The 25,878-nt window shown below is 43.4% G+C and carries 20 protein-coding genes; 14 read left to right on the forward strand and 6 right to left on the reverse strand.

The features are described from left to right. Window positions 1–5 precede the first annotated feature (5 nt). Complete coding sequence (locus WJR50_RS01595) at window positions 6–3,299, reverse strand: SusC/RagA family TonB-linked outer membrane protein (RefSeq protein ID WP_341291458.1); 3,294 nt, start codon at window positions 3,297–3,299, stop codon at window positions 6–8. A gap of 617 nt (window positions 3,300–3,916) precedes the next feature. On the opposite strand from WJR50_RS01595, the gene WJR50_RS01600 reads away from it, so the two are divergent. Together WJR50_RS01600 and WJR50_RS01605 are read left to right on the forward strand one after the other, a co-directional pair. Continuing rightward, complete coding sequence (locus tag WJR50_RS01600; protein ID WP_341291459.1) at window positions 3,917–4,282, forward strand: hypothetical protein; 366 nt, start codon at window positions 3,917–3,919, stop codon at window positions 4,280–4,282. A gap of 187 nt (window positions 4,283–4,469) precedes the next feature. After that, window positions 4,470–5,939: an SLC13 family permease gene (locus tag WJR50_RS01605; RefSeq protein WP_341291460.1), complete on the forward strand. Its 1,470-nt coding sequence runs from the start codon at window positions 4,470–4,472 to the stop codon at window positions 5,937–5,939. A 48-nt stretch (window positions 5,940–5,987) separates the two neighbouring features. On the opposite strand, the gene WJR50_RS01610 is transcribed toward WJR50_RS01605, so the two are convergent. Together WJR50_RS01610 and WJR50_RS01615 are read right to left on the reverse strand one after the other, a co-directional pair. Then, window positions 5,988–6,557, reverse strand: coding sequence for a DUF3109 family protein (locus WJR50_RS01610; protein ID WP_277485828.1), 570 nt, complete (start codon window positions 6,555–6,557; stop codon window positions 5,988–5,990). Window positions 6,558–6,621: 64 nt separating this feature from the next. After that, window positions 6,622–8,316 carry an N-acyl-D-amino-acid deacylase family protein gene (locus tag WJR50_RS01615; RefSeq protein WP_341291461.1) on the reverse strand — a complete coding sequence of 565 codons (1,695 nt, stop codon included), beginning with the start codon at window positions 8,314–8,316 and terminating at the stop codon, window positions 6,622–6,624. Between the two features lie 239 nt (window positions 8,317–8,555). Between WJR50_RS01615 and WJR50_RS01620 the strand changes: the two genes are divergently transcribed. The 3 genes from WJR50_RS01620 to WJR50_RS01630 all read left to right on the forward strand — a co-directional run bounded on the left by WJR50_RS01620 (window position 8,556) and on the right by WJR50_RS01630 (window position 11,692). Then, entirely contained in the window at window positions 8,556–9,647 is a 1,092-nt protein-coding gene (locus tag WJR50_RS01620; protein ID WP_341291462.1) for a mechanosensitive ion channel family protein, read from the forward strand. A gap of 135 nt (window positions 9,648–9,782) precedes the next feature. Further along, window positions 9,783–11,264, forward strand: coding sequence for a M28 family peptidase (locus tag WJR50_RS01625; RefSeq protein ID WP_341291463.1), 1,482 nt, complete (start codon window positions 9,783–9,785; stop codon window positions 11,262–11,264). 26 nt (window positions 11,265–11,290) lie between these two features. Continuing rightward, on the forward strand, window positions 11,291–11,692 hold the full coding sequence (locus WJR50_RS01630) for an ACT domain-containing protein (RefSeq protein WP_341291464.1): 402 nt from the start codon (window positions 11,291–11,293) through the stop codon (window positions 11,690–11,692). A gap of 1 nt (window position 11,693) precedes the next feature. On the opposite strand, the gene WJR50_RS01635 is transcribed toward WJR50_RS01630, so the two are convergent. Beyond that, entirely contained in the window at window positions 11,694–12,611 is a 918-nt protein-coding gene (locus WJR50_RS01635) for a serine hydrolase (protein ID WP_341291465.1), read from the reverse strand. Between the two features lie 129 nt (window positions 12,612–12,740). After that, window positions 12,741–13,991 carry an amidohydrolase/deacetylase family metallohydrolase gene (locus WJR50_RS01640; RefSeq protein WP_341291466.1) on the reverse strand — a complete coding sequence of 417 codons (1,251 nt, stop codon included), beginning with the start codon at window positions 13,989–13,991 and terminating at the stop codon, window positions 12,741–12,743. Window positions 13,992–14,075: 84 nt separating this feature from the next. Between WJR50_RS01640 and WJR50_RS01645 the strand changes: the two genes are divergently transcribed. The 9 genes from WJR50_RS01645 to WJR50_RS01680 all read left to right on the forward strand — a co-directional run bounded on the left by WJR50_RS01645 (window position 14,076) and on the right by WJR50_RS01680 (window position 25,313). Next, the gene (locus WJR50_RS01645; protein WP_341291467.1) at window positions 14,076–14,198 is read left to right on the forward strand and encodes a hypothetical protein; all 123 of its coding nucleotides are present in this window, start codon (window positions 14,076–14,078) and stop codon (window positions 14,196–14,198) included. A 72-nt stretch (window positions 14,199–14,270) separates the two neighbouring features. Further along, a complete protein-coding gene (locus tag WJR50_RS01650) occupies window positions 14,271–14,975 on the forward strand; it encodes a 3'-5' exonuclease (protein ID WP_341291468.1) in 705 nt (234 codons plus the stop codon). Continuing rightward, window positions 14,972–16,879, forward strand: a complete 1,908-nt coding sequence (locus WJR50_RS01655; RefSeq protein ID WP_341291469.1) for a DUF294 nucleotidyltransferase-like domain-containing protein — start codon at window positions 14,972–14,974, stop codon at window positions 16,877–16,879. Before WJR50_RS01650 ends, WJR50_RS01655 begins: the two co-directional genes overlap by 4 nt. Before the next feature lie 251 nt (window positions 16,880–17,130). After that, window positions 17,131–18,354 carry an efflux RND transporter periplasmic adaptor subunit gene (locus WJR50_RS01660; protein WP_341291470.1) on the forward strand — a complete coding sequence of 408 codons (1,224 nt, stop codon included), beginning with the start codon at window positions 17,131–17,133 and terminating at the stop codon, window positions 18,352–18,354. Next, window positions 18,351–21,578, forward strand: a complete 3,228-nt coding sequence (locus WJR50_RS01665; RefSeq protein WP_341291471.1) for an efflux RND transporter permease subunit — start codon at window positions 18,351–18,353, stop codon at window positions 21,576–21,578. The genes WJR50_RS01660 and WJR50_RS01665 overlap by 4 nt, the downstream gene beginning before the upstream one ends. 62 nt (window positions 21,579–21,640) lie before the next feature. Continuing rightward, window positions 21,641–23,023 carry a TolC family protein gene (locus WJR50_RS01670; RefSeq protein WP_341291472.1) on the forward strand — a complete coding sequence of 461 codons (1,383 nt, stop codon included), beginning with the start codon at window positions 21,641–21,643 and terminating at the stop codon, window positions 23,021–23,023. A gap of 29 nt (window positions 23,024–23,052) precedes the next feature. Next, window positions 23,053–23,262 (forward strand): PLD nuclease N-terminal domain-containing protein, encoded by a 210-nt coding sequence (locus WJR50_RS34175; RefSeq protein ID WP_445223446.1) that lies wholly within the window; start codon window positions 23,053–23,055, stop codon window positions 23,260–23,262. 82 nt (window positions 23,263–23,344) lie between these two features. Then, a complete protein-coding gene (locus WJR50_RS01675) occupies window positions 23,345–23,737 on the forward strand; it encodes a DoxX family protein (RefSeq protein WP_341291473.1) in 393 nt (130 codons plus the stop codon). A gap of 4 nt (window positions 23,738–23,741) precedes the next feature. After that, window positions 23,742–25,313, forward strand: coding sequence for an N-acyl-D-amino-acid deacylase family protein (locus WJR50_RS01680; RefSeq protein WP_341291474.1), 1,572 nt, complete (start codon window positions 23,742–23,744; stop codon window positions 25,311–25,313). Here WJR50_RS01680 and WJR50_RS01685 read toward each other — a convergent pair. Next, window positions 25,310–25,696 (reverse strand): peptidylprolyl isomerase, encoded by a 387-nt coding sequence (locus tag WJR50_RS01685; RefSeq protein ID WP_341291475.1) that lies wholly within the window; start codon window positions 25,694–25,696, stop codon window positions 25,310–25,312. The two genes, WJR50_RS01680 and WJR50_RS01685, sit on opposite strands and share 4 nt — an antisense overlap. Window positions 25,697–25,878 lie beyond the last annotated feature (182 nt).

Genomic DNA, 25,878 nt, shown 5'->3' on the forward strand with positions numbered 1-25,878 from the left:
AATCATTAAAAGGATACTCTCACACCCATTGAGTAAGTACGCTGCTTGTAGTATTCCTGGGTTAAAGTAGGTCGTACTTCAGGATCCAAAGGCTTACGCATTTTGGTGTATTCCCACAGGTTCTGACCGGCAAAGTAAATTTGCGCGTTAGCCAATCCTATTTTGCTCCCGATACTCTCCGGTAGATTGTAGGCCAGTGTCAGGTTTTTCAAACGAACGTAAGAAGCATCCTGCACATAGCGCGTCTGAGGCTGAATATTCTGCTTGGTATTGGTAGAAATGTGAGGGGCAGCAAAGTAAGCATCAGGGTTATCTTCACTCCAGGTATCGGTCAGATAATAACCCTCTACGTGTCCGGCATTGTAAGGGTAAAAAGCCTGCCAGTTTCCATTAGGCGGCCAGTACTGGTACTTGAGGATTCCCTGGAAGAAAACATTTAGTGAAAAGTTTTTCCATCCAACAGTACTGTTTACTCCAAAATTATAGCGCGGATTTTCATAGGCAATGATTTTTTGGTCACCAGGGTTATCCAGCGTATTGTCTCCTCTGTTGATCACTCCATCACCATTCAGGTCAGCATAACGGATATCACCTGGGCGCCAGTTTGAACCACCAGGAATAGCACTTTGGTCAGGTGCGTTGTCAATTTCTTCCTGTGTCTGGAAAATACCCACTGTTTCGTAACCCCATCTTTCGCCTAAACCTCCGTCGAAGACTACCTGCCCCTCATAGTACTCATCCAATGATCCGGTAGGGTTATCGTATTTGGTAATTCGGGAGACATTATCAGAAAGAGCAAGGTTAACACTGTAGTTCCAGTTGTTATTAATTCTGTTTTGCCAGGTGGCTGATAGCTCCCAGCCTTGGGTACGCAGGTCAGCTGCATTGGCCCGGGGAGCACTGGTTCCTAAAATAGAAGGAAGCTCCACATTGGTGAGCATATCTTTAGTATCCCGGGTATAGACATCAAAAGATACATCCAGACGATTACCGAACATAGTAAAGTCTAAACCAATATTTTGAGTAATTACCGTTTCCCAGGTCAGGGTGGGGCTTACCAATCCAGGAGCAGAAACATAGGGTGTTCGTGCACCGGCCCTCATCATGTATGGGGCATTACCTGAACCTAAGGTAGCGATGGCTGGATAGTAATCAGGTACATTATTACCAAAGTCAAGGTAGAGTAACTGGTTACCCAGCTGCCCATAAGATGCGCGTAGCTTCAGATTATCCAACCAGGAGGAAGTACCACTCATGAAACCTTCGTTGGAGATACGCCATCCTACGGAAACAGAGGGGAAAAAACCGAAGCGATCCTCTTTGGGGAAGCGGGAAGTACCATCATAGCGGCCATTGGTCTCGATCAGGTAGCGATCATCATAAATGTAATTTATTCTATAGAATGCTCCCCGAAGCGCCGTATGCTCCTTTGCACCGTAAGTTTCCTGATTGCCGGTAGTCGCATTGATATCGGTAATACCGGGTGTAATAAGACTGTAGGCACGGGTAGCTATTTCTTCCCAACGGCCCCACTCCTGGTTAAAGCCCACCATGGTCTTCAGGAAGTGGCGGTCTTTATCTATGGTATAGTCAGCATAAGTATTGATTACATAGTATTGGTCATTGTTTGATTGGTTATAGATCCAATCATTACCGCTGAATCCGTTGCCAATGATAAGCCCACCTGCCAGGTCTTGATTTTCTATGATATCAACCTTGCTTTGTACATCCTGCTCATCTCTGTAGGTTAAGTTGGCAGAGAATTCACCCCGGATATTCAAACCTGGGATAGGTTGTAGGGTAGCGCCCTGGGTTAGGATGATATCATTTCTGGTCCAGGTTTGGCGGCCACCATCCTCCAGATAAGGGAAAAAGTTAGTACCACCAAAGTACATGCCTATATACTGTGCAAAGTCTTCCCGATCACCGGGTTCCAGATAATAAGGGAGGTCAGGAAACTGAATAGCATCTATGGGATCTTGGCGTGCTGAAGTATTGATGTTCACATCCCAGTTATAGAAGTGGGGCTTATCACTTTGTTCGGTGGTTACCAAAGCACGGCTATCCAGGCTCAACCAATCGGTAACATTAAAGCTACCTTTCAGGAGAGTATTATACCTTTTATAGTTTTCATTTTTTTCCTCATTCTTCAAATAACCATCCTTGCTCAAGTATCCAAATGATACATAAAAAGATGCTTTTTCGGTAGATCCTGAAACACTGGCGTCATACTTACGCTGAGGAGCAAAGTCAGTAATCAGGCGGTCAACGTAATTATTATAACCATAATGACGAAGCTGACCATTAAATACGCCCCAGGCATTCTCAAAAGTGGGATTTTCGCTGTACCTTCTGGTGCCATCTACATAATCCTGATCATAAGAAGGCGCACCATTGGTACGTATATTAGCTTCGTTACGTGCTTGCACAAACTGATAAGGGTCAGTAACCGGATCTATGAAGAATATAGGCTTGGACATAGCGAGTTCCGCCCCAAAAGAGACATTGATTCTATCCCCTTTCCCCTTTTTGGTAGTAACCAGTACCACTCCGTATGCTGCACGGGCACCATACACAGCAGCGGCTGAAGCATCCTTAAGGACTGATATACTTTCGATATCATTCGGGTTAATCCTATTTAAGTCCATAGGAACGCCGTCTACCAAGACCAACGGACCACCACCGTTGATAGAGGTGAAACCCCGTATGTTAAAATTAACAGGTTCGGAAGGGTCACCATTGGGGATATTAACATTTAGGTTGGGAACTACGCCTTGCAGTCCTTCGCCTACGTTAGCGATAGGTCTGTTTTGCAAAACCTCTCCGTCGGTGACACCAACTGCACCGGTAAGGTTTACTTTTTCCTGGGTACCATAGCCTACCACTACTACTTCCTGTAGGCTTTGTATATCTTCTACCATGACCAGATCAATGGTTGTTCTTCCATTTACCGGTACTTCCTCGGCAGTGTAGCCGATTGAGGTAAAGATCAGGACATCATCATTATTAGGAACGTTGATGCTGTATTTACCATCTATATCGGTTACCGTACCTGTTGTGGTTCCTTTGACCAGCACATTGACTCCAGGGAGTGCTTCGCCGGTAGATTGATCTGTTACCGTACCACTAACGGTTATGAATAAAGGGTCTGCGTTGGCTGGAAAATCTTTTTTGATTGCGAAATCGTTTGCGCTATCAGGCAAAGCAAACGAAGGGAGCGTGCTTATCAGTAGCACGAGCAGCAAGATAGAGGCAAAATACTGCCAACACCTGCCAGGTTGTTGTAGTTGTGTAAACATGAATTTTCGTTTTAGGTGTATTGTTAAAATAAAATTAGCGGGGATATGCCTCGGAGTGTTAGCTACTGTTGTACAGTTTTTTCATAAAGATGTAGTTAAAGGTTAGACATGATTATTCTATCAAATATTGATGTTATACAAAAGAATTCAGGCTCTCTTGAAGATTAAAAAATTTGTAAAACTCATTAAGCATGTTGTCATACAATTAGCTGCATGACAAGTCATGATACTGATACTTGCAATTAGGAATGCTCTGTATGTTCAAATCAGAATGGTGAACGCTGGGTTAAGTACCAAAATACCATCAGTGCAACTGTAATACTTTAATGCAAGTCAGATAATTAACTGAATAGAATCTTGTTACTCAATATTTGGTAAAGAAGGCTCTATATATTTTATGTATAATTTTAAGGGATTACCGCTTTAATTCCAAATAGAAATGGAATAAATCATCCACCTAGGGAAGATTCAGATTATTCAAAAAAGAACTTATTACAAGTTTTTGTCTAATCAGACTTTAACTGCTCTATATCAATGGTTTATATGAGTTTACTTTATTATATTAGGTATCAGGTAATGAAAGTTAAGAAAGAGTTTTTCACTTTATAGTATATGTCATGAGGATACGTATTTTGTTTTGTGTACTATTTTCAGGAGCATTTTGTCTTACCCATACTTCATTCGCTCAGGAACAAAAGCAATCAGATCCGCAAGCAAATAGTGAGTATGATATGCCCAATCTTACTCCTGATATCAGTTCAGATAATATGCCTAATACCGAGTTTTTGAAGAGCTACGGTAGCGACCCGGATACAGGCAAACCTCACTACTATATGGATACTGAAAGCGGGCTTTACTTTGGTTTTGACGAAAAAAAAGTGCGCAACTTTAAAAATGGTGAAGTATATACTTTTGAAGAAGTAAAAAAGCTGCTTCAGCAGAAGGATTCTAAAGGAGCTAAACCTAAGAGTAAGATTATCTGAGGAGGGTACGTATAGGGTATATGATTTGCAGTGTAAACAGGTTAAGCCTGATTTACAGGCTAATGCTCATCCATTTCATGATCCAGACATTCTGGTTTTTTAATATTTGAGTAAAACGTCTAATTTAGGGGAATCTGTGGCAAAAATTTTTTGCACGGATATATGATTCAACCTAAAATTATTTCGTTTGACTAAGCCTACACAAGAGTCCTTCAGCTTCATCAAAATTGCCGCCTTACTGGCTGGCCCCATTTTTTTTCTAATTGTGCTGAATACCGTAGCAGTAGAAGGTCTAAGTGCAGGCGCTACCCAGGTGATTGCGGTAGGGGTATGGATGGTAATATGGTGGATGGCGGAAGCTGTTCCCTTACCGGTAACCGCACTGCTGCCCCTGGTACTCTTTCCCGTATTGGAAGTTTTTTCTACTGGAGAAGCCGCTTCCCCCTACGCTAGTCCTATCGTTTTTCTTTTTATGGGAGGGTTTTTAATTGCCCTGGCCATGGAAAAGCGTAATCTGCATAAACGTATTGCGCTCAATATCATTCGGATTACCGGAACAGATGCCAATGGTATCATCCTCGGCTTCATGATCGCCACGGCCTTTCTGAGTATGTGGATTTCCAATACCGCTACTGCCGTAATGATGCTTCCTATCGCACTTTCAGTGGTAGACCTCTTGCGCGACACTAAAGATGGGGATTCCCCCAGCAAAGGATATCGCCGCTTTGCTTTATGTCTGATGTTAGGTATTGCTTACGCTGCCAATATTGGAGGTACTACCACAATTATTGGTACACCTCCTAATGTGGTTTTCGTAGGATACATGCAGGAGTTTTATCAGCGCGATATTGAATTTGGGCGCTGGCTTTATATTGGTGTTCCTGTCTGTATAACGCTTCTTACCATCACTTACCTAATGATGACCAGGGTTCTCTTCCCTCATCGTTTGAAAAAACTAACCGGCTCAGGTAGCCTAATTCAGGATAAACTGAGAGAACTGGGACCGATGTCCAGAGCAGAACAACTGGTAGCGGTAATATTCTTTCTAACGGCTGCCTGCTGGATATTCCAATCCAGTATCAATGATCTACTGGGTGGAGACTATCTGGACAATACCATCGTCGCTATGGGCGGTGGTGTGTTGATGTTTATTACTCCGGTGAGTTTCAAGCAGCAAGAGTTTGTGCTGGATTGGGAAAGTACCCGGAGATTACCCTGGGGTATACTTTTGCTTTTTGGGGGTGGCTTATGTTTGGCTAAAGGCATGGAAAGTACAGGCATCGTACAGCTGGTGGGGGATAAAATTGCCGGAAGTGGAGAAATTAATCTGTGGGTACTTTTGCTGCTGCTTACTGCCTTTATGCTATTCATGACAGAGATTATGAGCAATGTAGCGCTTACAGTGATTTTTGTGCCAGTAGTATTGGGCATAGCCGATAGCCTGGAGGTTAATCCACTTTATCTGGCTATACCGGTGACTCTGGCAGCCAGTTGTGCTTTTATGATGCCTATCTCTACGCCACCCAATGCAGTAGTATTTTCCAGTGGCCACATCCGCATGTTTGAAATGGTGAAGGCAGGTTTTTTCCTTAACCTGATCTCTATTCTGATACTCCTACTGGTAGGACTTACCCTGGTAAGGTGGGTGTATGGGTAATGGGTTAAAGGTTAAAAGTTGAAGGTTTTTAAAACCATTGTGAGCAAATTACTTCTTTTTCTTTTCTGCTTTTTCCTGTAGCTCCTGATACCACTCACGGCCGTATTTGCGGATGAGCGCGTCTTTGACAAATTTATAGATGGGTACGCTCAGTGATTGCCCCAATGTGCAAGCTGGATTACAGATGTGCCAGCGGTGATAATTGAGTGCGTCGTAATGATCGTACTTGGTAATACGGATGGGATAGAGGTGACAGGAAACAGGCTTGCGGAAAGTGGTGCGTCCGGCTTTATAGGCATTTTCAATACCACACTGTAATTTACCATCTTTGGCTCGTACGGCATAAGCACATTCACGACCTTTGATGACCGGCGTGGCATATTCCCCTTCAGGATCTTTACCGTACTTACCGTACTTTTCAATTTCCTTTTTTCCTTCTTCTGAGAGAAAATCTTCTATGTCCACATAGATCATTTCCAGAATTTCCAGTTCCTCATCTTCCAGTGGAGCGCCATATTCACCTTCTTCACAGCAGGCCCCTTTACACTTCTCCAGGTCACACACAAATTGATTCTCAACTATATCATCACTCAGGACTGCATTTCCGACCGTTATCATATAAGAATGTTCTAAAAATTAAAGCTTAAAATTTTACGCATAACCTCGCTTGCCCGCATAAAGTTCAGCGACTACTCACTGCGGATTCTTCTTTATCTGCCTGATAGCCAGGGCCTCGCACAAACATGCCGGGCGTGGCTCCGGTATGCTCTCCTTCATTCAATACCTGGGTTCCATTCACAAATACATGCTCAACCCCTACCGAATATTGATGAGGATTCTCAAAAGTAGCTTGGTCAGCAATGGTCTCAGGGTCAAATACTACCACATCGGCATAATAGCCGGAATCCAGTTTACCTCTCTCTTCAATCTTCAGTTTTTGGGCTGAGAGTAATGTCAGCTTGTGGATGGCTTCTTCCAGCGGAATCACTTTTTCTTCCCGCACATATTTGCCGAGCAGGCGGGCAAAGTTACCATAAGTACGGGGATGGGTGCTGCTCTCCAGATTTTTACCTTCTGCCGCAATAGAGCGGGCATCGGAGCCAAAAGTCATATAAGGAAGCTGTATCTGCTTTTTGACATTGTCTTCATTCATCAGGAAATAGACTGTACCGATGTCACCACCATTCTGTATTACCAGGTCTATGATAGTTTCTGCGGCTTCGGTGCCGCGCATCTCACTGATTTCGCCTACGGTTTTTCCGGTCAGGTATTTCAGCGAATCTTCTTCAAATTCTACCAAAAGAATGTTATTAGGATCACCGGCAGCCACCAGAAAATTCTCCCATGCTTTAGAAGCATGCTGCATCTCCTCAATCACCTGTGCCTTGATTTTAGGATCTTTCAGCCGCTTGATCCACTCTTCTGTGCCTCCTTCCTGTACCCAGGGGGGCATGGTGGCATCCAGTCCGGTGGAGGCAGCTACATAATTGTACATATTAGCGGTCACCTTCTGCCCATCAGCATTGACGGAGTCTATCATGGCCAGTACCTGATCCAGCTTTTGCCAGTTGTTGCGCCCGGCAGCTTTAAGGTGATAAATTTCTGCGTCAATATCCGCTTCTTCAGAGATCCTCAGTAGTTCCTGCACCGCTTCTATAAAAGAATCTCCTTCGCTACGCAGGTGAGAAATATATTTACCATCGTACTCAGCAGCTATTTTAGCTAATGCAATAAGTTCTTCCGTATCGGCGTAGAAGGCGGGAGCATAAATCAGGGAAGTTCCCAGGCCCAGAGCACCTTCTTCCATAGCTTGCCGTACCAGGTCCTGCATGCGCTTTAGTTCCTCTTCATTAGGAGCACGGTCTTCGTAGCCAAGTTCATGCACACGAATGGTTGTAGCGCCTACAAAAGAAGCTACATTGGGAGCAACTCCCTGGTCTACCATGTATTCCAGCGCCTCACCAAAGGTTCTCCACTTGATCTGCTCATTATTTTCCCGTGCATACTCACTGGCGGGGCCAAGGGATGACCCCTCCCCAAAGACTTCCAGCGTTACTCCCTGCTTGATGCCACTCATGGAGCGTCCATCTTCCAGCAGCGGATAAGCTGCCCAACTCAGCATATTGATAAATCCCGGGCTTACAGCTTTGCCCTGCACATCAATTACCGTATCGGCTTCGTAAGTCCCGATATCTCCGACCGCGGCAATCTTCTGACCAGTGATAGCCACCGAGCCTTCATAAGGTTTTTCGCCGCTGCCATCATAGATCATAGCATGGGTAAGTACAATGTCATAGCTGTGCTCCGGCTGAGGGGCAGAGCAGGAGAAAGCAAATAGCAATGTAAGGCTGAGAAAATAGTAGTGTATCGTTTTCATTATTCGCAAAATAAACCTTAGGGGAGTATGATAAAAATAATAAGACATAAAGAAGTTAGAGAGTGTAGAAAAATAAAGATAATGCAGGCTTGTGTCTTCATAAGCGGTTAAAGTTCTGTGAGGACACAGACCAGGGGTATGGAAGTTAAACAGATTCATATCAAGTGCTTTTGGGCGATGAAGGTTGATTGCCTTTTATAGGCCTATTATATTGGGGACTCAAACTATCCTACCTAGCTATGCAAGAATTTTTAGAAAGAACCTACTACGAAAATACCGTTCAGGATTACCTGATCGCACTCGGGCTGATCATCTTGGGTATTATCCTGGTGAGGGTCATTAATCACGTTATTGACAACAGACTTAAAAAGTTAACCCAACAGACTGATAACGTAATTGATGATTACCTCATTGAAAGCATTGATCGTTTTGGTGTTCCTGTATTTCATTTTATTGTCATCTACCTGGGTATCAAAACACTGCACCTCTCCGATCAGGTAGCGGATATTCTTAGAATCGCCACGCTGGTTTTTGTAGTGTTTTTTGCAGTCCGATTCATTTCCACCACTGTTCTAATGTTGCTGAGAACCTATGTGCGTAAACAGGAAAACGGAGAAGAAAAAGTAAAGCAGTTGGGTGGTGTCATGCTGATCATCAATATCTTCATCTGGATAGGAGGTATGCTTGTACTCCTCGATAATATGGGCATAGACGTGACCGCCATGATCGCCGGTTTAGGAATTGGGGGTATCGCTATCGCGTTGGCAGCACAAAACATTCTGGGAGACCTTTTTAACTACTTCGTTATTTTCTTTGACCGCCCCTTTGAGATCGGCGATTTCATTATTATTGACAGTAAGATGGGTGTGGTGGAGTATATAGGTATTAAAACAACGCGGATAAAAAGCTTATCGGGTGAACAACTGGTGTTTTCCAATAGTGACCTGACCAGCTCCCGCATACACAATTACAAACGGATGGAAAGGCGTAGGATCGTTTTTAAGATTAGCGTAATCTATCAGACTACGCTGGAGCAGGTGAAAAAAATCCCTTCTGTACTAAAAGCGGCGGTAGAATCTCAGGAGCTTACCCAGTTTGACAGAGCACATTTCCAGGCCTATGGCGAGTCCAGTCTGGATTTTGAAGTGGTATATTATATCCTCAGCGCGGATTACAATCAATATATGGATGTGCAGCAGGAGATTAACCTGCGGATTTTTGAAGAATTCCAGAACCTGGGCGTAGAGTTTGCCTACCCTACACGTACGCTATTCGTCAGTGGACAGGATGCTGATGCTGACAACGAAAGCGCATACGGGAAGGCAGTTTAACAATAAGTAATATTTACTGATTCTATATGATGTAAACATATTTTAGACTAAGGAGAAGAGATTAGTTTATGTGAATTAAATCGTATCTTTCCCTTATTTTTTTTAGCAGGATAACATTAACCCAACCTACATCACATGCATATCGTCAACAGAGTAATACTCATTAGCGGCTTATTTTTTTCTTGTCTGGTTGCACAGGCACAGGAGGAGCAGATTACTTCCAGCATACACAAAAATGAAGTGGAAGCCAGTATCCGTTTTCTGGCTTCCGACGAGTTGAAAGGAAGAGATACCGGGTCTCCGGAACTGGATATTGCTGCACGTTTTATCGCTGCTCAGATGGAAAGCTATGGTGTAAAGGAGGTAGAGGGTGCGGATGGCTATTTTCAAGCAGTATATCTTCTGAGGCAAGAACCTGCCAAAGAGGCCAGTCTTAGCTATGGGAATCAGTCTTTAAGTTTGATGGAAGATCTGCTGGTGTTGCAGGGAAAAAATGGTGAACTAAGTGGTGAAACCATTTACCTGAACTTTGGCACTGAAGAAGATTTTGAAGGTGAAGACATAGCAGGGAAAATTATAGTGGTAAAAGCTGGCCTGCCAGGAGTAAGCAGCAGTACCGGTTTTATAGGTGCCGGACAGGAAAAGCTGCAACGTGTACAGGAAGGTGGTGGTGAGGGGATGATAGAGTTATATAAATCTAATCAGATTCCCTGGAATCTGCTGGTACGCTACATGAATGCCGAAAGATTGACGCTCAGTGAAGGTAGCGCAGATGATAGAGCTATGCCCTATTTTCTGGTCAATGATCCTGAAAATGTGCATATAGATGCTTTTGAGTCAGGAAGTGCTGAAGTGGAGATGCAGGTTTCTGGTAAAGTGGATGAGGAGATTATTTCCCAGAATGTAATAGGCGTAGTTGAAGGAAGCGATCCCAATCTAAAAAACGAGTATATATTACTATCAGCACATTATGATCATGTAGGTGTGGCTGAGGGTAAAAATCTGGAAGATTCCATTTACAATGGCGCCAGAGATAATGCGATAGGCATAGCTTCCATGATTAGCGCGGCAAAATATTTCGGACAAAACCCTCCCAAACGCTCAGTGCTATTTCTGGCGGTCACTGCCGAAGAAAAAGGGTTGTTAGGAAGTCAGTGGTATGTGGAGCATCCGCTTATTCCTATGAATCAGGTGGTATTTAACCTCAATACGGACGGAGCAGGATACAATGATACTACCGTAGTAACTGCCATTGGCCTGGGCAGGACGTCTGCTGATGCCCAAATAGAAGCAGCTGCGCAGGCAGTAGGCTTAAAAGCCATTGCCGATCCGGTGCCTGAGCAAAACCTCTTTGACCGCTCCGACAATGTAAATTTTGCCAAGTTGGGGGTGCCAGCGGTAACCTTTGCTCCCGGTATCACGGCTTTTGATGCGGAGATCATGAAGTACTACCATCAACTGGCCGATGAAGCAGACAGCATGAACTTTGACTATGTAGAAAAAGTATGTGAGGCCTTTGTGATCGCGGCAGATAAAATTGCCAATACTGAGCAGAACCCTTTCTGGAAAGAAGGAGATAAATATGAGTCGGCAGGCAAAGAGCTGTATGCGCAATAAGAACTGAATAACCCAACTTGATGCATATGACGGGAGTGACTAAGCTGGCTGACTTAGTAAAAAATATGTCGCCCAGGCTCAACGATGGGGAGTATGTCTTTGTCACAGTAAAGGATATCAGCAGCATTGACCGCGCGGATACTCTGGGCGAATTTAAAGAAGCAGAAGGTACTACGGTGGTGATGGAAAAGAAAAAGGCAGACGAATACAAACTTTCTTATGAATATGTCGCCTCCTGGATTACCCTGATGGTTCATTCTTCTCTGGAAGCTGTAGGTCTGACTGCCTTGTTTTCTGCCGAACTGGCCAGACACCAAATCAGCTGCAATGTCGTTGCCGGTTACTTTCATGACCATATTTTTGTAGATCAGAAAGATGGAGAAAAAGTAGTACAGATACTAAATGCTTTGGCGAAGAGAGGAGGTTAAATTAATTTCCATCGTCCTGCTGCATATAGTCATAAATCATTTTTGAGACGGTAGCCAGCGTTTCTACTCCTGCCTCTTCATCACTCAGCTCTTTGGAAAGCAGCACCAGCACATATTTACGGCCATCGGGCAAAAAGACAATTCCCGAATCATGATGAACCCCGGTGATCCAGCCGGTTTTGTGGGCTACCTTCACATCTTCCGGCAGTTTGGCGGGGATCATTTTATTGAATTTCTGATCCAGCAAAATGTCTATCATCTCCTCGCTGGCCTCCTGGCTTACTGCCTCTCCTTTGGCGATAGCGTCAAACATGAGCATCAGGTCATAAGCGGTAGTAGTATTGCTAAGGCCCTGTCGGTAAGCTTTGGAATCTTCTACGCCACGCAGTACCTGTATATCATTAGCGCCTAACTCTCGCATACTTTGAGTAGTATTTTCCGCGCCTACCAGTTCAATCACAATGTTGGTAGCCAGATTACTGCTGGCGATGATCATATTGTAAGTCAGGTCACCAATACTTTGCTGTTCGCCGATTTGCTCATACAGTAAATTATAAGAATCGTCTTCAGGGTTAAGCGAATAGAGGCTGCTATCCACGATGCTCTTGAATTCATTTTTGACCGTGAGCGAATCGTCCAGGCTAAATTTTCCAGCTTCGGCCTGTTTATAAACTTCCAGCAGCACTGGAGTTTTCATGGTACTGGCCGCATGAAAGTTCTCTTTAGCATTGATGAGCAGTTCTTCTTCCGGTTCCTGCAAGCTTTTAAAAGCTACTGCAAAAGTGCCTTCGGTTTTCGCAAGTTCAGCTTCAATATCTGCCTTGAGCTGGTCCAGAGACTTTTCCTCCTGAGCAGAAGGAGAGCAGGCAGTCAGCATAAAGAAAAGTAAAGCAGCAGTGGGATAGAAGAATTTTAGCATAGCTGATAGAAATTTTACAATTGGCAATATGTGGTATTCTAATGAAAAAAGCACTTTCTGAAGGAGCATAAAAAAATGAAGCCATCCCATTTTAGGATGGCTCACAATCAGTTCAATTTTATTAGAAGCTTATCTGCCTCTCAGGGTAACCGGATTAGCGATACCGTTAAGGTCATACACAATCTTGCCATCGCGGATAGTCATCTGGCATTCAAATTTCTGATTGCCTTCCACTCTATAGCCGGTATAATCAAAGAAACCGAAGTCTCCTTCTCTAATGGTCAGGATCGTCACATCGGCAGGGGCACCTTCTGAAAGATGTCCCAGTTCTTCTCTCTGAATAACTTGTGCGGGTTTCCAGGTGCTGGCGGTAATGACTGCATTCAAATCCATACCCATGTTCAGAAATTTGGACATCACACTAAGCATGTCTTTCATGGCATTGTTCATACTGCCGATGTGTAAATCCGTGCTGATGGTGCTGGGCGTAAAACCCTGCTCCACTGCGGGAATGGCCTGCGAATAAGCAAAGCTGATGCCCCCATAACCTACGTCAAAAATAATTCCGCGCTCCCGGGCATCCCATACAAAAGGTTTTACCTTTTTCGTATCACGATCTACGATTGCTTCCCGACTACCTAACTCGCCATAGCAATGCGTAAAGATATCACCGGGACGAAGATGTTGCATAAAAAGTTCTTCAATAGAAAGAGGAGGATCACTGCCTCCGAAGTCTACCATGACCGGGATGTTGGCTATTTTTCCTGCCTCTACCGCTCTGTCGGTAGGTGTCCAGTCATGGCCCTCAAAGTGAGCTAGTTTGATACCTACAATATCTTCAGCATGTTCTTCGGCAAAATTACCAGCGGCTTCAGCGTCCATATCTTTGATATTCTGCTCAAACGGGCCTCCTCTCATGCCTTCCCCTACAATGTTCAGAAAAGCCAATACTCTGGTTTTAGAAATGTCAATAGTCTGTGCCTTGAAGTCAGGAAAAGTGCGCCAACCGGAGCTTCCCGCGTCTACTACGGTAGTTACGCCATTGCGGAAGGTGAAGCCATCGGGTGCTACAGCATTAGGACCATTCATATAAGCCTGATTAAGTTCAGAGCCCCAAAAATTGTGAGTATGCATGTCAATCAGGCCGGGAGTAATGTACATATCATCGGCAGTGACTACCTGCCTGGCCTGAGCAGCATCAATATTTTTGGCGATCCGGGCTATCGTACCATCATTGATGGCGATGTCCATTGTTTCGTCAATATTATTTTTGGGATCAATAAGATGTCCTCCTTTGATCACGATATCATAAGTCTGGGCTGTGGCAGAGAGGGTAAGTAAACATGCCAAAGCAAAAAGGAATAAGGAAAGTTTGTGCATTGAATATTAAAGGTTAAAAATTAATCAGACGGTCAGTAATAATAGGGTAGTTTACAAATAAATCATGATAGATGATTGAAAATCATGGCTAAATTATTAGCGGGATGGTCTATGTTGAATAAACCAAGAAGTTTTTATCATTTCCAAACTGAAAAAAGAACCAAAACTCCTGATGAAATAGCGGTGATTCTTTGGGTAGAAATTTAGGCCAACAGATTACTTACCGCAGAATGTACAACATAGCATGCCACGTCCACATTTTTTTGGTAATTTGAGGCGGTGAGAGATTATTTACTTTTTGTAGACACGGAGACTTCCGGTATTCCTAAAGACTGGCATGCACCCTATGCGGATAATTCCCTATGGCCCTACATCGTGCAACTGGCCTGGGTAGTTTATACCCGGGATGGACAGTTTGTAAAAGAGGAAAACTACTACATCAGCGATAATGATTTTAAGATAAGCAGAGCTTCGCAAGAGATACATGGCATCAGCAGAGCCTATCTGTTAGAAAACGGTCAGAGCAGGCAGGAGGTGATGCAGCAGTTGAAAGAAGATTTAGAAGCATTTCAACCTCTGATCGTAGGACATTATGTGAAACTGGATTACCATATGCTGGGCGTAGAGTTTTTCCGGACACAACTGGATAATCCTGTAGCCGGGCTGCCTACTTTTTGTACCATGATGGTTACCGATGACTATATCCGTTACCCTTTCAGAAAATATTTGAGTTTGGGAGAGCTGTACAAAAGACTAACGCAAAAGCCGCTGGCCAAGCCTCATAATGCGTTGACCGATGCCCAGGCTACTGCCACTTGTTTTTTTGTTATGCGAGAGAGGGGAGATATCAATGAAGAAAAGATAAACAGACAAAAAGCTGTACAGACTGAGAAACCCTCCTCTTCTAAAACAAAAACCAGCATCTACGTTTATATCATCTTAGCCCTATTGTTTTTCATGCTCCTTATCTTTTTTCAGCTATGAATGACAAAGCCAGATTTCTGAGCAAGGTCTCGCCTTTTCATCTGCTTCCGGAAGAAGTGCTGGAAAGCATTGCAGATATATTACAGGAGGTAAGGTATAAAAAAGAGACGGTCATCTATCTGCAGGAAAAAACGAAGATGAAAGCGGTTGATATCATTGTAGAAGGCGAATACGAGGCTTTTTTTTATGATAGTACTTACAGCAAGCGTATGACTGAGTACTATCATAGGGGCGTTTGCTATGGCGGTATTTCTGTTTTATTGAATAAGAAAAAGTCTATCCGCACTGTCATTGCCAAGAAGGGTACGTTGGTTTATTTTCTCCACAGAAACGAATTCAAAGCATTATGTCGTGCTTATGATCAGTTTTTCCATCATTTTACAGTGGAGTTTGGTAAGCGTATGCTGGTAGATGAGTATGCTCACTTCGTCAAGCAGTCGCAGACTTTTGAGGAGAACTACATTGCCTCTGACCAATTGTACTCTCGCAAAATTGAATCGGTAAGCCCACGAGAGATCGTTTCCTGCCCTCATACTGCACCTGTGTATCAGGTTGCCAAGGTCATGGCAGAACAAAAAACAAGCTGCCTCTTTGTCACAGATGTTGAGGGCAAAATTATCGGCTATGTTACTGACCTTTCTCTGAGGGATAATGTGATTGCTCAGCAGAAAAATGCTGACCTGCCTATTGTAGAGGTAATGGATAATCCTATAGTATCCATTGACGATCAGCAATATGTGTATGAGGCTATTCTATTGATGTTCAGTGCCAAGATTCGCTACCTGCTGATCAGTCGTGATGGAGAATATACAGGGTTTCTGAGTCGTAATCGCCTACTGAGTGAGCAGGCACAGTCGCCCTTCGTATTTATACAGTCGGTAAAGCTGGCCTTGTCGGTAGATGAGCTCATGAAAAAATGGAATAAAGTACCCGAAATCGTATTCCAGCTCCTGAGTAGAGGCGTAAGAGCAGAGATTGTTAACCAGATGATCACCACCGTTTCGGATGCCATTCTGGTAAAGGTGATAGAAGGTGTGATTGCAGAAATTGGTGAGCCTCCGGCCAAGTTTGTGTTTATGGCACTGGGTAGTGAGGGGCGCAAAGAGCAAACACTCAAAACCGACCAGGACAATGCCATCATTTATGAAGACAAAGCCAATGAGCATCGGGAAGAAGTGAGAGCTTACTTTCTGCACTTTGCCGAATTAGTTTCCGGCCGTCTGGATCACATAGGCTTCAGCTTCTGCACGGGTGGTTTTATGGCCAAAAATCCCAAATGGACACATTCTCTTTCTCACTGGAAGAGAAACTATACCCAATGGATATCGAAGGCTATTCCTGAAACGGTGATCAATATTTCCACCTTTTTTGATTGTCGTTTTCTATACGGTGAAGAGGTGATCATGAAGGAATTGAAAGACTTTCTGGACCAGGAATTACAGAAGCCTCTGGAAAGATTCTTCTACCATATCGGGAAAAACGCGCTGCAGTATGAACCTCCGCTGACTTTTTTTAAAAACATCAAGACCTTTCAGGAGGGTGAGCGGGATGTATTCAATATCAAAAAGACAATGACACCAATTGTGGATTTGGTAAGGGTATTTGCTTTGAAACACCGAATCTTTAAGACCAATACCGGGGAGCGGATAGAAGCCCTACGAGATCAGGGAGTATTTACAGAAAAAGAGTATCACGAGCTGATGCAATCCTACTATTACCTGATGGGCATGCGCCTGAAAAAACAGGCGGTACAACTTATCAGCGATAAAGCAGAGCCGGATAACCTGATGGATATCAACAGCCTGACAAAAATTGAGCGAGTTACACTTAGAGAAATACTGAAAACGATAGAAAACTTTCAGCTGAAGATTAAAATTTCTTTTACCAATTCACTATTTGGTTAGCATGGCATAAGAAGCATTTCTAACAGTGGGGCAGTAGTTTTAATAAAAATTCAATAAATCACTTAAGAATTTGCCGAAACCAAAAAGAATATCAGAATGTTCTGAGCATACGCTAAATAAAGTTTTGTCTATTGTCTACATTTGTCAAAGGTTAGTCTAGAAAAAACGCCATTTCGTATAAGATTGAAAAACGATTGACAAGCTTTGCGTAAGCATACTTAGTTTGCAATTTAATTCCATTACCCATCAAGATGAATCGCAGGAAAGTAACAGTATTTGCAATAGCCATACTCATATTGGGTGGAGGCTTTTTTGCCATGAAACAGTTTGCTGGCATGAAGGAGCTTCCTCCTGAGAGACCCAAAGCAGTTTCCACAAATTATGTAAAGGTAGATCAGGTAGATTACCGTGAAGTAGATACTGAGGTAGTAGCCTATGGTCGTATCACTTCCTCTCAGAGCCTGGATGTGATTGCTGAGGTAGGGGGCAGATTGTTGCCCGGTTCTATTCCACTGAAGCCAGGAACAAATTTCAGAAGAGGGCAGATTCTCTGCCGTATTTATGGAGAAGAGGCAAGACTGACATTGCAAGCTCGTAAAAGTGAGTTTCTCAATCTGCTGGCCTCAAGCCTGCCCGATGTAAAGATAGACTTCTCCGACCACTACCCTGACTTTCTGGCGTATTTTGAAAGTATAGAGATTGATCAACCCTTACCCGAACTGCCCGAAATCAGAAGCAATCAGGTGAAAACTTTCCTGGCTACCAAAAACATTCTGAGCGATTACTACAATATCAAAAGCCTGGAAGAAAACCTGCGTAAGTACACTATTTATGCTCCGTATGATGGTAGTATCACTACGATAAATCTGGAGGTAGGAACAATTGTAAGCCCCGGAACTACCATCGCCAGTATCATTCGGACTGACCAGCTGGAACTGGAGATTCCTGTGGAAATTCATGAAGTAAAGTGGATAGAAGAAGGCAGCCCTGCTGAAGTAACTACCGAAGATGGGAGTGTCAGTTGGAAAGGAGAAGTAGTGCGGGTGGGAGATTATGTAGATCCCAATACTCAATCTATCAATGTATATGTGAGTGTAAGTACAGGCCCTCAGAGTGGCTTATATGATGGTATGTATATGAGGGCCATAATTCCCGGTAGCCGTCTGGAAAGCGCTATGGAAGTACCGCGCCGAGTGCTGATGAATGAGAATGAAGTATTTGTGGTAGATGGTGGCGTACTTAAGACCAGAAAGGTCAATATTGAAAAAATTACCCGCGATCAGGTCCTGATTAGTCCTTTGGAAGCTAATGGAGTGAACCAGGGCGATAGTCTGGTGATAGAAGCCCCGGCCAATGCGATTGAAAATATGAAGGTAACAACCTTTGATGCCCAACCCCAGGGGCAAGGTGCCAATGCTCCCCGTACTTCTCAAAGCGATACTGCCAACCCTGACCAAACCCCTAATGCATCATGAGGAAAATAGTTGAATTTTTTGTTCGCTATCCCATCTGGGCCAATGCGATTCTGGCCATTATCATCATCTTCGGAACGCTGGGTTTTTTAAGTATTAATATGTCCTTCTTTCCGGAGACAAAGCCTCGTGATATTTCTGTAAGGGTTACCTATCCGGGAGCTTCGCCTGAGGAAATGGAAGAGGGGATTACCATCAAAGTAGAAGAAGCTTTAAAAGGAGTAACCGGTATTGAAGAAGTAACTTCTACATCTTCAGAAAACTCTGCGTCCATCCGGATAAGGACCCTGGATGAGTACGACATAGACGAAGTACTAACTGAGGTGAAAAACGCGGTAGATGGAATTAATTCATATCCGGTAGGTGCGGAGAAGCCTACCGTGGTGAAAGACCGTTCCTTTGGGAGTACCCGGGTAGCTTTTCTTACCCTCAGGGGTAGTGATAATAGTGGGGTAAGCTTAAAAAGACTCAAAGAAGAAGCTGAACTCATAGAAGATGACTTCCTGAACTCAGGCGTAGTATCTCAGATATCAATTTTTGGCTATCCTGATCTGGAAATTTCGGTAGAAGTCTCTGAAGATGACCTTTCCCGATACGGTCTTACCTTCAGCCAGGTAGCCAATGCCATCCGCTTCAACAATCGTGATATTTCCGGAGGAGCAATTAAAACTCTGGAAGAAGAAATCAGGATACGGGCTAACTCTAAAGAAAATGCTCCTGAAGAGATAGGCAGAATTATCCTCAGAGCCAACCCTGATGGTAGTAACCTGCTGCTGCGCGATATCGCTAACATTACCTTACAGTTTGCAGATACACCCAACCGGTCTTATTCCAACGGGCAGCGGGCAGTATCTATTAGCATTGAGAAACTTCAGGAAGAAGACTTACAGGAAATCTCAGAGTTTGTCTCAGATTATATTGAAGAGTATAATGCAGAAAGTGACAACTTTGAACTCTTTGCCAGCTTTGACTTCAATGAACTATTACAACAGCGAGTAAGTCTACTGATAAGTAATGGAGGAGTAGGCCTTTTGCTGGTGCTGGTCGCACTGGGACTTTTCCTTAGCCTGCGCTTATCCTTCTGGGTGGCTATTGGTATTCCCATCTCTTTCCTGGGAATGTTTATCATCGGTAATATGGCAGGGATTACCATCAATATGCTTTCACTCTTCGGAATGATTCTCGTGGTAGGTATATTGGTAGATGATGGAATTGTAATCGCAGAAAATATTTATACGCATGCTGAACGAGGTAAGAACCCAATTAGGGCGGCAGTGGATGGAACAGTAGAAATGCTACCCTCAGTATTTACCTCGGTTGTAACTACAATCATTGCTTTTATTCCCCTGATGCTATTGGACAATGAAGGTTTTACTACTGAGATGGCTATCGTAGTGATTGGCTGTCTGGCCTTTTCATTAGTAGAGGCGTTTTTTGTATTGCCTTCTCACCTCGCCACGGGTAAAGCATTGCAAAAGAAAGAAGGAAAACCGAATAAAGACAAAATCAGGGGAGGACTGGATAAAGGCATTAAATACCTCCGTGATAACGTTTATGGGAGAGTACTCGCTTTTCTGATTCGGTACAAGTGGATATCTTTTACCGTTCCTATCGCAATATTTATGATGGTGCTGGGGATGTTCCAGGGAGGTATCATCAGATTCACCTTCTTCCCTTCTATTCCTTTTGATAACTTCAATGTATCGCTGGTACTCAAACCAGGCACCAGAGAAAATATCACCGAAGATTATCTTAGAAGGTTTGAAGATGTGATCTGGGAAGTGAATGAGGAAATCAAAGAAGACCGAGGCAGTGAGCTTTCACTCATCAAAACGCTGGATCGTAATGTGGGTAGCGATGGTGGAAGAGGAGATGCTGAAAGAGGCGGCCATACCGGACATGTGCAGGTCAACCTCATTGACATGGAGGAGATTGAAGATATTTCCAGCTTTGAGATCGCCAACCGTATCCGGCAGAAGATTGGTGCTGTGCCGGAAGCTCAGAAGTTTTCTGTAGGAGGGCAAAACCGTTTCGGTAATCCCTTTGATCTTGCCTTATTGGGTAGTAATCTGGAAAACCTGATGGCTGCTAAAGAGGAAGTGAAAGCCGAGATAGGCAATATCTCATCCCTCAAAGATATACAGGACAATACGGCCTCCGGACAACGTGAATTACAACTAACGCTAAAACCTAAAGCCTATTTTCTGGGATTCTCTCAGCAGGATATTACTAATCAGATTCGCCAGGCTTTCTTTGGAGAGGAAGCACAGCGACTGATCATCGGCACGGATGAGGTGAGAGTCTGGGTGCGCTACCCGGAAGAAGACCGTCTCACCATCTCCCAGATGGAATCTATGAAAATCAAAGATACTAATGGAAATGAGTATCCATTGAATGAACTTGCAGATTACTCCATTGAGCGGGGTGTGATTAATATCAATCACTTTAATGGTAAGCGTGAAGTACGAATTTTAGCAGATTTGGTAGACCCTTATGAGGCGGTGCCGCCTATCATAGAAAAGGTAGAAACTGAAATTCTTCCTCCTATTCTGGCCAAATATCCGGGAGTTACCTACTCCTTTGAAGGGCAGCAGCGGAGATCAGCACGTACGGCAGACTCTTTTGCCAAGATCTTCCCCGTGGCCTTCATCATGATGATTCTGACTATTACACTTTCTTTCCGTTCTCTTTATCAGGCAGGTTTAATTCTGTTGTTGATTCCATTGGGTTTGGTTTGCGCAGCCATAGGGCACTTCATCCACGCACAGCCAGTGTCTATTCTGAGTGTATATGGTATGATTGCGCTTTCGGGAGTGATTATCAATGATGCAGTGGTTATGCTTGATAAGTATAACCGTAACCTTACGGAAGGTATGACAGTGGAAGAAGCCGCTCATGACGCAGGTATATCCCGTTTCCGGGCAATATTATTAACTTCCATCACTACTGTAGCTGGTCTGTTTCCGCTGATACTGGAGAAAAGCTTCCAGGCTCAGTTCCTGATTCCTATGGCCATATCGGTGGCGTACGGTGTAATGTTCGGTACTCTACTCATCCTCCTCTTCTTTCCGGTATTCATTCTGGCTTTCAACGACATTAAGTTGGGAGTAAATCGTGGACTGGCAAGGTTGAGCAAGTGGATGAATCCTGAAGAGCCGCTGCATATTCCTACTGCCGAAGATGTAGAGCCAGCCATTAAAGAGAAAAGAAGATTGCAAAGCCTATAATTTGTGAGAGCCACTGAGATAAAGCTTAGTGGCTTTCTCTATTTTCAAAAACTACACTTATCGTGAATATTCAAAAAAAGCTTATTCTTTCATTCGGAATGCTATTGGCAATAGCTTGTAACAGTTATGCCCAGGAGCAGCTTTCGCTGTCAGATGCTATTCAACTGGGCTTAGCCAATAATTTTGACATACAAATAGAAGCTCTGAATGTAGAAATTGCCGAGAATAATAATACCTGGGGAGCAGCTGGTCGCTGGCCTACCATCAACTTTAGTATGTCTCAGAATAATAACTTCAGAGATGTGCAAAATGCTGCCAACCCTTTCCAGCCAACGGGTCTTTCCATATCCAACAGCTTTGGGCCGGGGGTAAGCGTAAGCTGGATACTTTTTGACGGCTTTCGCGTTCAAATTGCCAGAGAGCAGCTGCAAAAACTACAGGAACTAAGCCTGGGGAATGCCCAGTTGGTAGTGGAAAATACCGTACAGGCCATCATCACCCAGTATTATTTTGTAAAGCTGGAGCAGGAAAGGCTGGATGTATTGGAAAAAGTGTTTACGCTTTCCAAAGACCGTTACCAATACATCAAGCTAAAGGGAGAACTGGGTAGTGCGGTTACTTTTGACATCCTTCAGGAGCAGAATGCATTCCTGACAGATTCATCTAATTTTGTAACGCAGGAAGTCAACTATCTGAATGCAAGGCGAACGTTGAATCTGCTGATGGGCCAACCTATCAATACTGCTTATGAACTTACTGATAGTTTGGAGATTGATCCTACGCAGTACGATCTGGAAGTGATGTATGATAAAATGGTGACGAGTAATACCAACCTGCAAAACCAGTATTTAAATCTAGAGCTTGCCAGAACAGAAACTCGTTTGGCAAAGACAGAACTGTATCCTCGCCTTTCGTTAAATGCCAATGCTTCTTACGATTTAAGTAGACAAGACTTTTCTCAAGCAAGGTTTCCAGATTTTGGCGATACAGGAGGTGGTGGAAATAATCGTGCGCTAGTTACCAACCAGACTACTACCAATTATTCTCTCGGCTTCGCTGTGAATTACCTACTGTTTGACGGAGGGCGGGTACGACGCAATATAGAGAATGCTTATGTTACTGAACGAATTAACCAACTGCAGATAGATCAGTTGAAGCTTAGCCTGCGTAATGATCTGGTGGCTACTTATGATTTGTATAGTGTGAGGCAAAAGTTGCTTGCCATTTCTCAGGAGAATATTCGCAGTGCGGAGCTTAACCTGGAACTCTCAGAGGAGCGGTATAAAAACGGTACTATCAACTCCTTTGACTACCGACAGATTCAGGTCAACTATCTGAATACCGCTCTGGATAATGCGCAGGCAAAATACAATATGCTGGAGTCGGAGACAGAATTGCTCAGGCTTACAGGTGGAATTTTGAACGAATACGAGAACTTAGAATAGTGTCCTATTCTGCTGCTAAAATTTTATTAATGGCTCTCGGGGCTTTGAATGGCTGGGAGCCTTTATTATTATTAGCCTTATCTGCACTAATTCTTGGAATTTGGCTGGCGACATTGAAAGATATATTCAGAAGCTCTTTTAAAAGTAAGATATACAGATGGTTGTGGGTAGGAGTAGTAATATTGATGCCCCTTATAGGGTCAGTGCTTTACTTTTTGTTGGGGAAACAGGAGAGCTAATATTTTTTTTGAGCAAGCACTGAGAGATAATTTTCTTAAGTGCATAAAATAGTAATTTAATAATCAGAAAGAGAATAAAACTATGAAAAACCAATACCATTTAGGTTTATTGATTTTAAGAATTGGAATAGGTATAATGTTTATTGTGCATGGAGCACCCAAGTTGATGGGTGGTCCTGAGCGGTGGGAAGCTATCGGCAGTAATATGAAGTATCTGGGTATTACTTTTGCCCCGGCTTTTTGGGGGTTTATGGCTGGTTTTGCCGAAGCTGTTGGCGGACTTTGTCTTATTTTAGGTATCTTCTATATTCCCGCCTGTATATTACTTTTCATTACCATGATTGTTGCGTCTACACGACATCTGGCTCAGGGTGATGGACTTGCTGGCTCATCCCATGCCATAGAGGCTGCCATTCTTTTCTTTAGTCTTATCTTTATAGGAGCTGGCAAATACAGAGCTAGCAAAAAAATCTAAATTAATGAGAGAAGTCTACACGCCATACATTTGCTTAGTCCTTCTTGTTTTCAGTTCTTGTACAAAAGAACCTTCAACATTTGAAAAGTTCGTTCAGGAGCACCCTATAGCTCAATATGATATACTTATCAGAGGCGGAAAGGTTATAGATGGCAGTGGTAAAAACGCTTATAATGCAGATGTGCTGGTAAAGGCTGATAGCATTGCTTTTATCGGAGAAGTAGATACATCAATGATCAAGATCAGCAGGGTAGTAGATGCAACCGATAAAGTTGTAACTCCCGGTTTTATAGATACTCATTCTCATGGTGATCCTTTAGAAACCCCTGCTTTCCAAAATTTTCTGGCAATGGGCGTCACTACCATTTCTCTGGGTAAGGATGGCTCTAGTCCCCGGTTGGATAGTCCGGGGCAGGAGGAATTGACAGGATGGATGCAGCAGGTAGAAGATACTATGCCAGGGGTAAATGTTGCCATGTTTGTAGGTCATGGTACACTGCGGATGCTCTCAGGTATCAAATATAATCCACGGCCCACGCAGGAGCAGGTGGTAGATATGGGAGAAATGCTGGCCAAAAATCTGGACGCCGGTTGCTTTGGTATGACTACTGGCCTAGAATATATTCCCGGTACCTACGCTCCGGACTACGAACTGGAGCACCTGGCCAAAATAGTGGGAGAGAAAGGAAAGTTTATTACCAGCCATGTGCGAAATGAAGACGATGAAGCCATTGAAAGTTCGCTAAGAGAACTATTGCTGCAGGGTCGATACTGCCCTGTACAGGTTTCTCATATGAAAGTGGTATACGGAAGAGGAGAGAATCGTGCGGAAGAAATTCTGCAAGTGCTGGAAAAGGCTCGTGCAGAAGGTATAGAAGTTACTGCCGATGTATATCCTTATACAGCCAGCTATACTACCATAAGTATTGTATTTCCGGAGTGGGCTCTTGCTCCCAATAATTACGAAGAAGTAGTAAGAACCAAAAGGGCAGAGCTAGAGGAGTTTCTCAGAAATAAAGTAAATCAGCGTAATGGCCCGGAAGCTACTTTACTGGGTACCGCTCCATGGGCAGGTAAAACCTTGGCGCAGGTGGCGGAAGAATTAGACAAACCTTTTGAAGATGTACTGATTGATGATATCGGGCCGGGAGGAGCTTCAGGAGCTTACTTTGTCATGAACGATGAGTTGCAATCCCGATTTATTGCAGACTCTCTGGTAATGATTTGCTCTGATGGCAGCCCCACTTCCAGACACCCTCGTGGACACGGCACTTTTGCCAAAATTATTGAGCAATATGTTATGAAAGATAGCTTGTTTAGCTTAGAAGAAGCAGTCAGAAAGATGACTTCATTGCCAGCCAAGACTATGGGCATGGAAGATAGAGGAACAATAGCTCTGGGAAAGAAAGCAGATATTTTAGTGTTTGACCCCGTCGGTATAAAAGCCACAGCTACATACGAAGATCCTTTCCAATTAGCAGAGGGCTTTAATTATGTCATCGTAAATGGTCAGCTGAGCCTGGTAGAAGGAAGCTTTTCGGATAAGCGTTATGGTAAAATGCTTAGGAAATACTAAGGCTTGATAAGAATATGACGGGTATTAAAACGCCCTTCTTTTATTTCCAGCAGTTGAATGATGTGGTAGCCAAATTCTGTCTTGACTGGTTCTGAGGTTTCTCCTGTTGCCAATGCCAAGGCCGCTTTCTCATATTGAGGAACCAATTGTCCCTTCCCCATAAAACCTAATTCGCCTCCATAAACTGCAGAACCTGGATCATCTGAGTGTTCCTTAGCTAAGGTAGCAAAATCAGCACCTGCTATAAGTTCTTTCCTGATTTGCTCAGCTTTCTCCAAGGCTGCCTTTTTTCGTGCCAGAGAAGACTCTGATTGAGCATTTATACTGATAGAAAAATAAAGAAGAGACAAAGGCAGTATTACCCCTATTTTTAAAGATTTCATAGACACTTAAGTTTATCAAAAAGGTAAAGTATGAAGACAAGTGTTATTCATATCACTATGATAATGAGAAAGTTAGCGAAAAAAAGTAATTGTTTGAGCATAAAATTAAATATAATAAAGAAAGGGTGCTGAGTTTCTTAAATGTGCATCATTTTTGATCAAAAAAGAATCAGTAATTACTT

Source organism: Catalinimonas locisalis (genome assembly GCF_038039535.1).
Lineage (GTDB): Bacteria > Bacteroidota > Bacteroidia > Cytophagales > Cyclobacteriaceae > Catalinimonas.

Coding starts and splice junctions, on each gene's coding strand:
- WJR50_RS01595 (WP_341291458.1), bottom strand. CDS start 3,299: ATGTTTACACAACTACAACAACCTGGCAGGTGTTGGCAGTATTTTGCC.
- WJR50_RS01675 (WP_341291473.1), top strand. CDS start 23,345: ATGAAAAACCAATACCATTTAGGTTTATTGATTTTAAGAATTGGAATA.
- WJR50_RS01685 (WP_341291475.1), bottom strand. CDS start 25,696: ATGAAATCTTTAAAAATAGGGGTAATACTGCCTTTGTCTCTTCTTTAT.
- WJR50_RS01655 (WP_341291469.1), top strand. CDS start 14,972: ATGAATGACAAAGCCAGATTTCTGAGCAAGGTCTCGCCTTTTCATCTG.
- WJR50_RS01620 (WP_341291462.1), top strand. CDS start 8,556: ATGCAAGAATTTTTAGAAAGAACCTACTACGAAAATACCGTTCAGGAT.
- WJR50_RS01610 (WP_277485828.1), bottom strand. CDS start 6,557: ATGATAACGGTCGGAAATGCAGTCCTGAGTGATGATATAGTTGAGAAT.
- WJR50_RS01665 (WP_341291471.1), top strand. CDS start 18,351: ATGAGGAAAATAGTTGAATTTTTTGTTCGCTATCCCATCTGGGCCAAT.
- WJR50_RS01680 (WP_341291474.1), top strand. CDS start 23,742: ATGAGAGAAGTCTACACGCCATACATTTGCTTAGTCCTTCTTGTTTTC.
- WJR50_RS01615 (WP_341291461.1), bottom strand. CDS start 8,316: ATGAAAACGATACACTACTATTTTCTCAGCCTTACATTGCTATTTGCT.
- WJR50_RS34175 (WP_445223446.1), top strand. CDS start 23,053: ATGGCTCTCGGGGCTTTGAATGGCTGGGAGCCTTTATTATTATTAGCC.
- WJR50_RS01630 (WP_341291464.1), top strand. CDS start 11,291: ATGACGGGAGTGACTAAGCTGGCTGACTTAGTAAAAAATATGTCGCCC.
- WJR50_RS01600 (WP_341291459.1), top strand. CDS start 3,917: ATGAGGATACGTATTTTGTTTTGTGTACTATTTTCAGGAGCATTTTGT.
- WJR50_RS01640 (WP_341291466.1), bottom strand. CDS start 13,991: ATGCACAAACTTTCCTTATTCCTTTTTGCTTTGGCATGTTTACTTACC.
- WJR50_RS01635 (WP_341291465.1), bottom strand. CDS start 12,611: ATGCTAAAATTCTTCTATCCCACTGCTGCTTTACTTTTCTTTATGCTG.
- WJR50_RS01660 (WP_341291470.1), top strand. CDS start 17,131: ATGAATCGCAGGAAAGTAACAGTATTTGCAATAGCCATACTCATATTG.
- WJR50_RS01625 (WP_341291463.1), top strand. CDS start 9,783: ATGCATATCGTCAACAGAGTAATACTCATTAGCGGCTTATTTTTTTCT.
- WJR50_RS01645 (WP_341291467.1), top strand. CDS start 14,076: ATGGCTAAATTATTAGCGGGATGGTCTATGTTGAATAAACCAAGAAGT.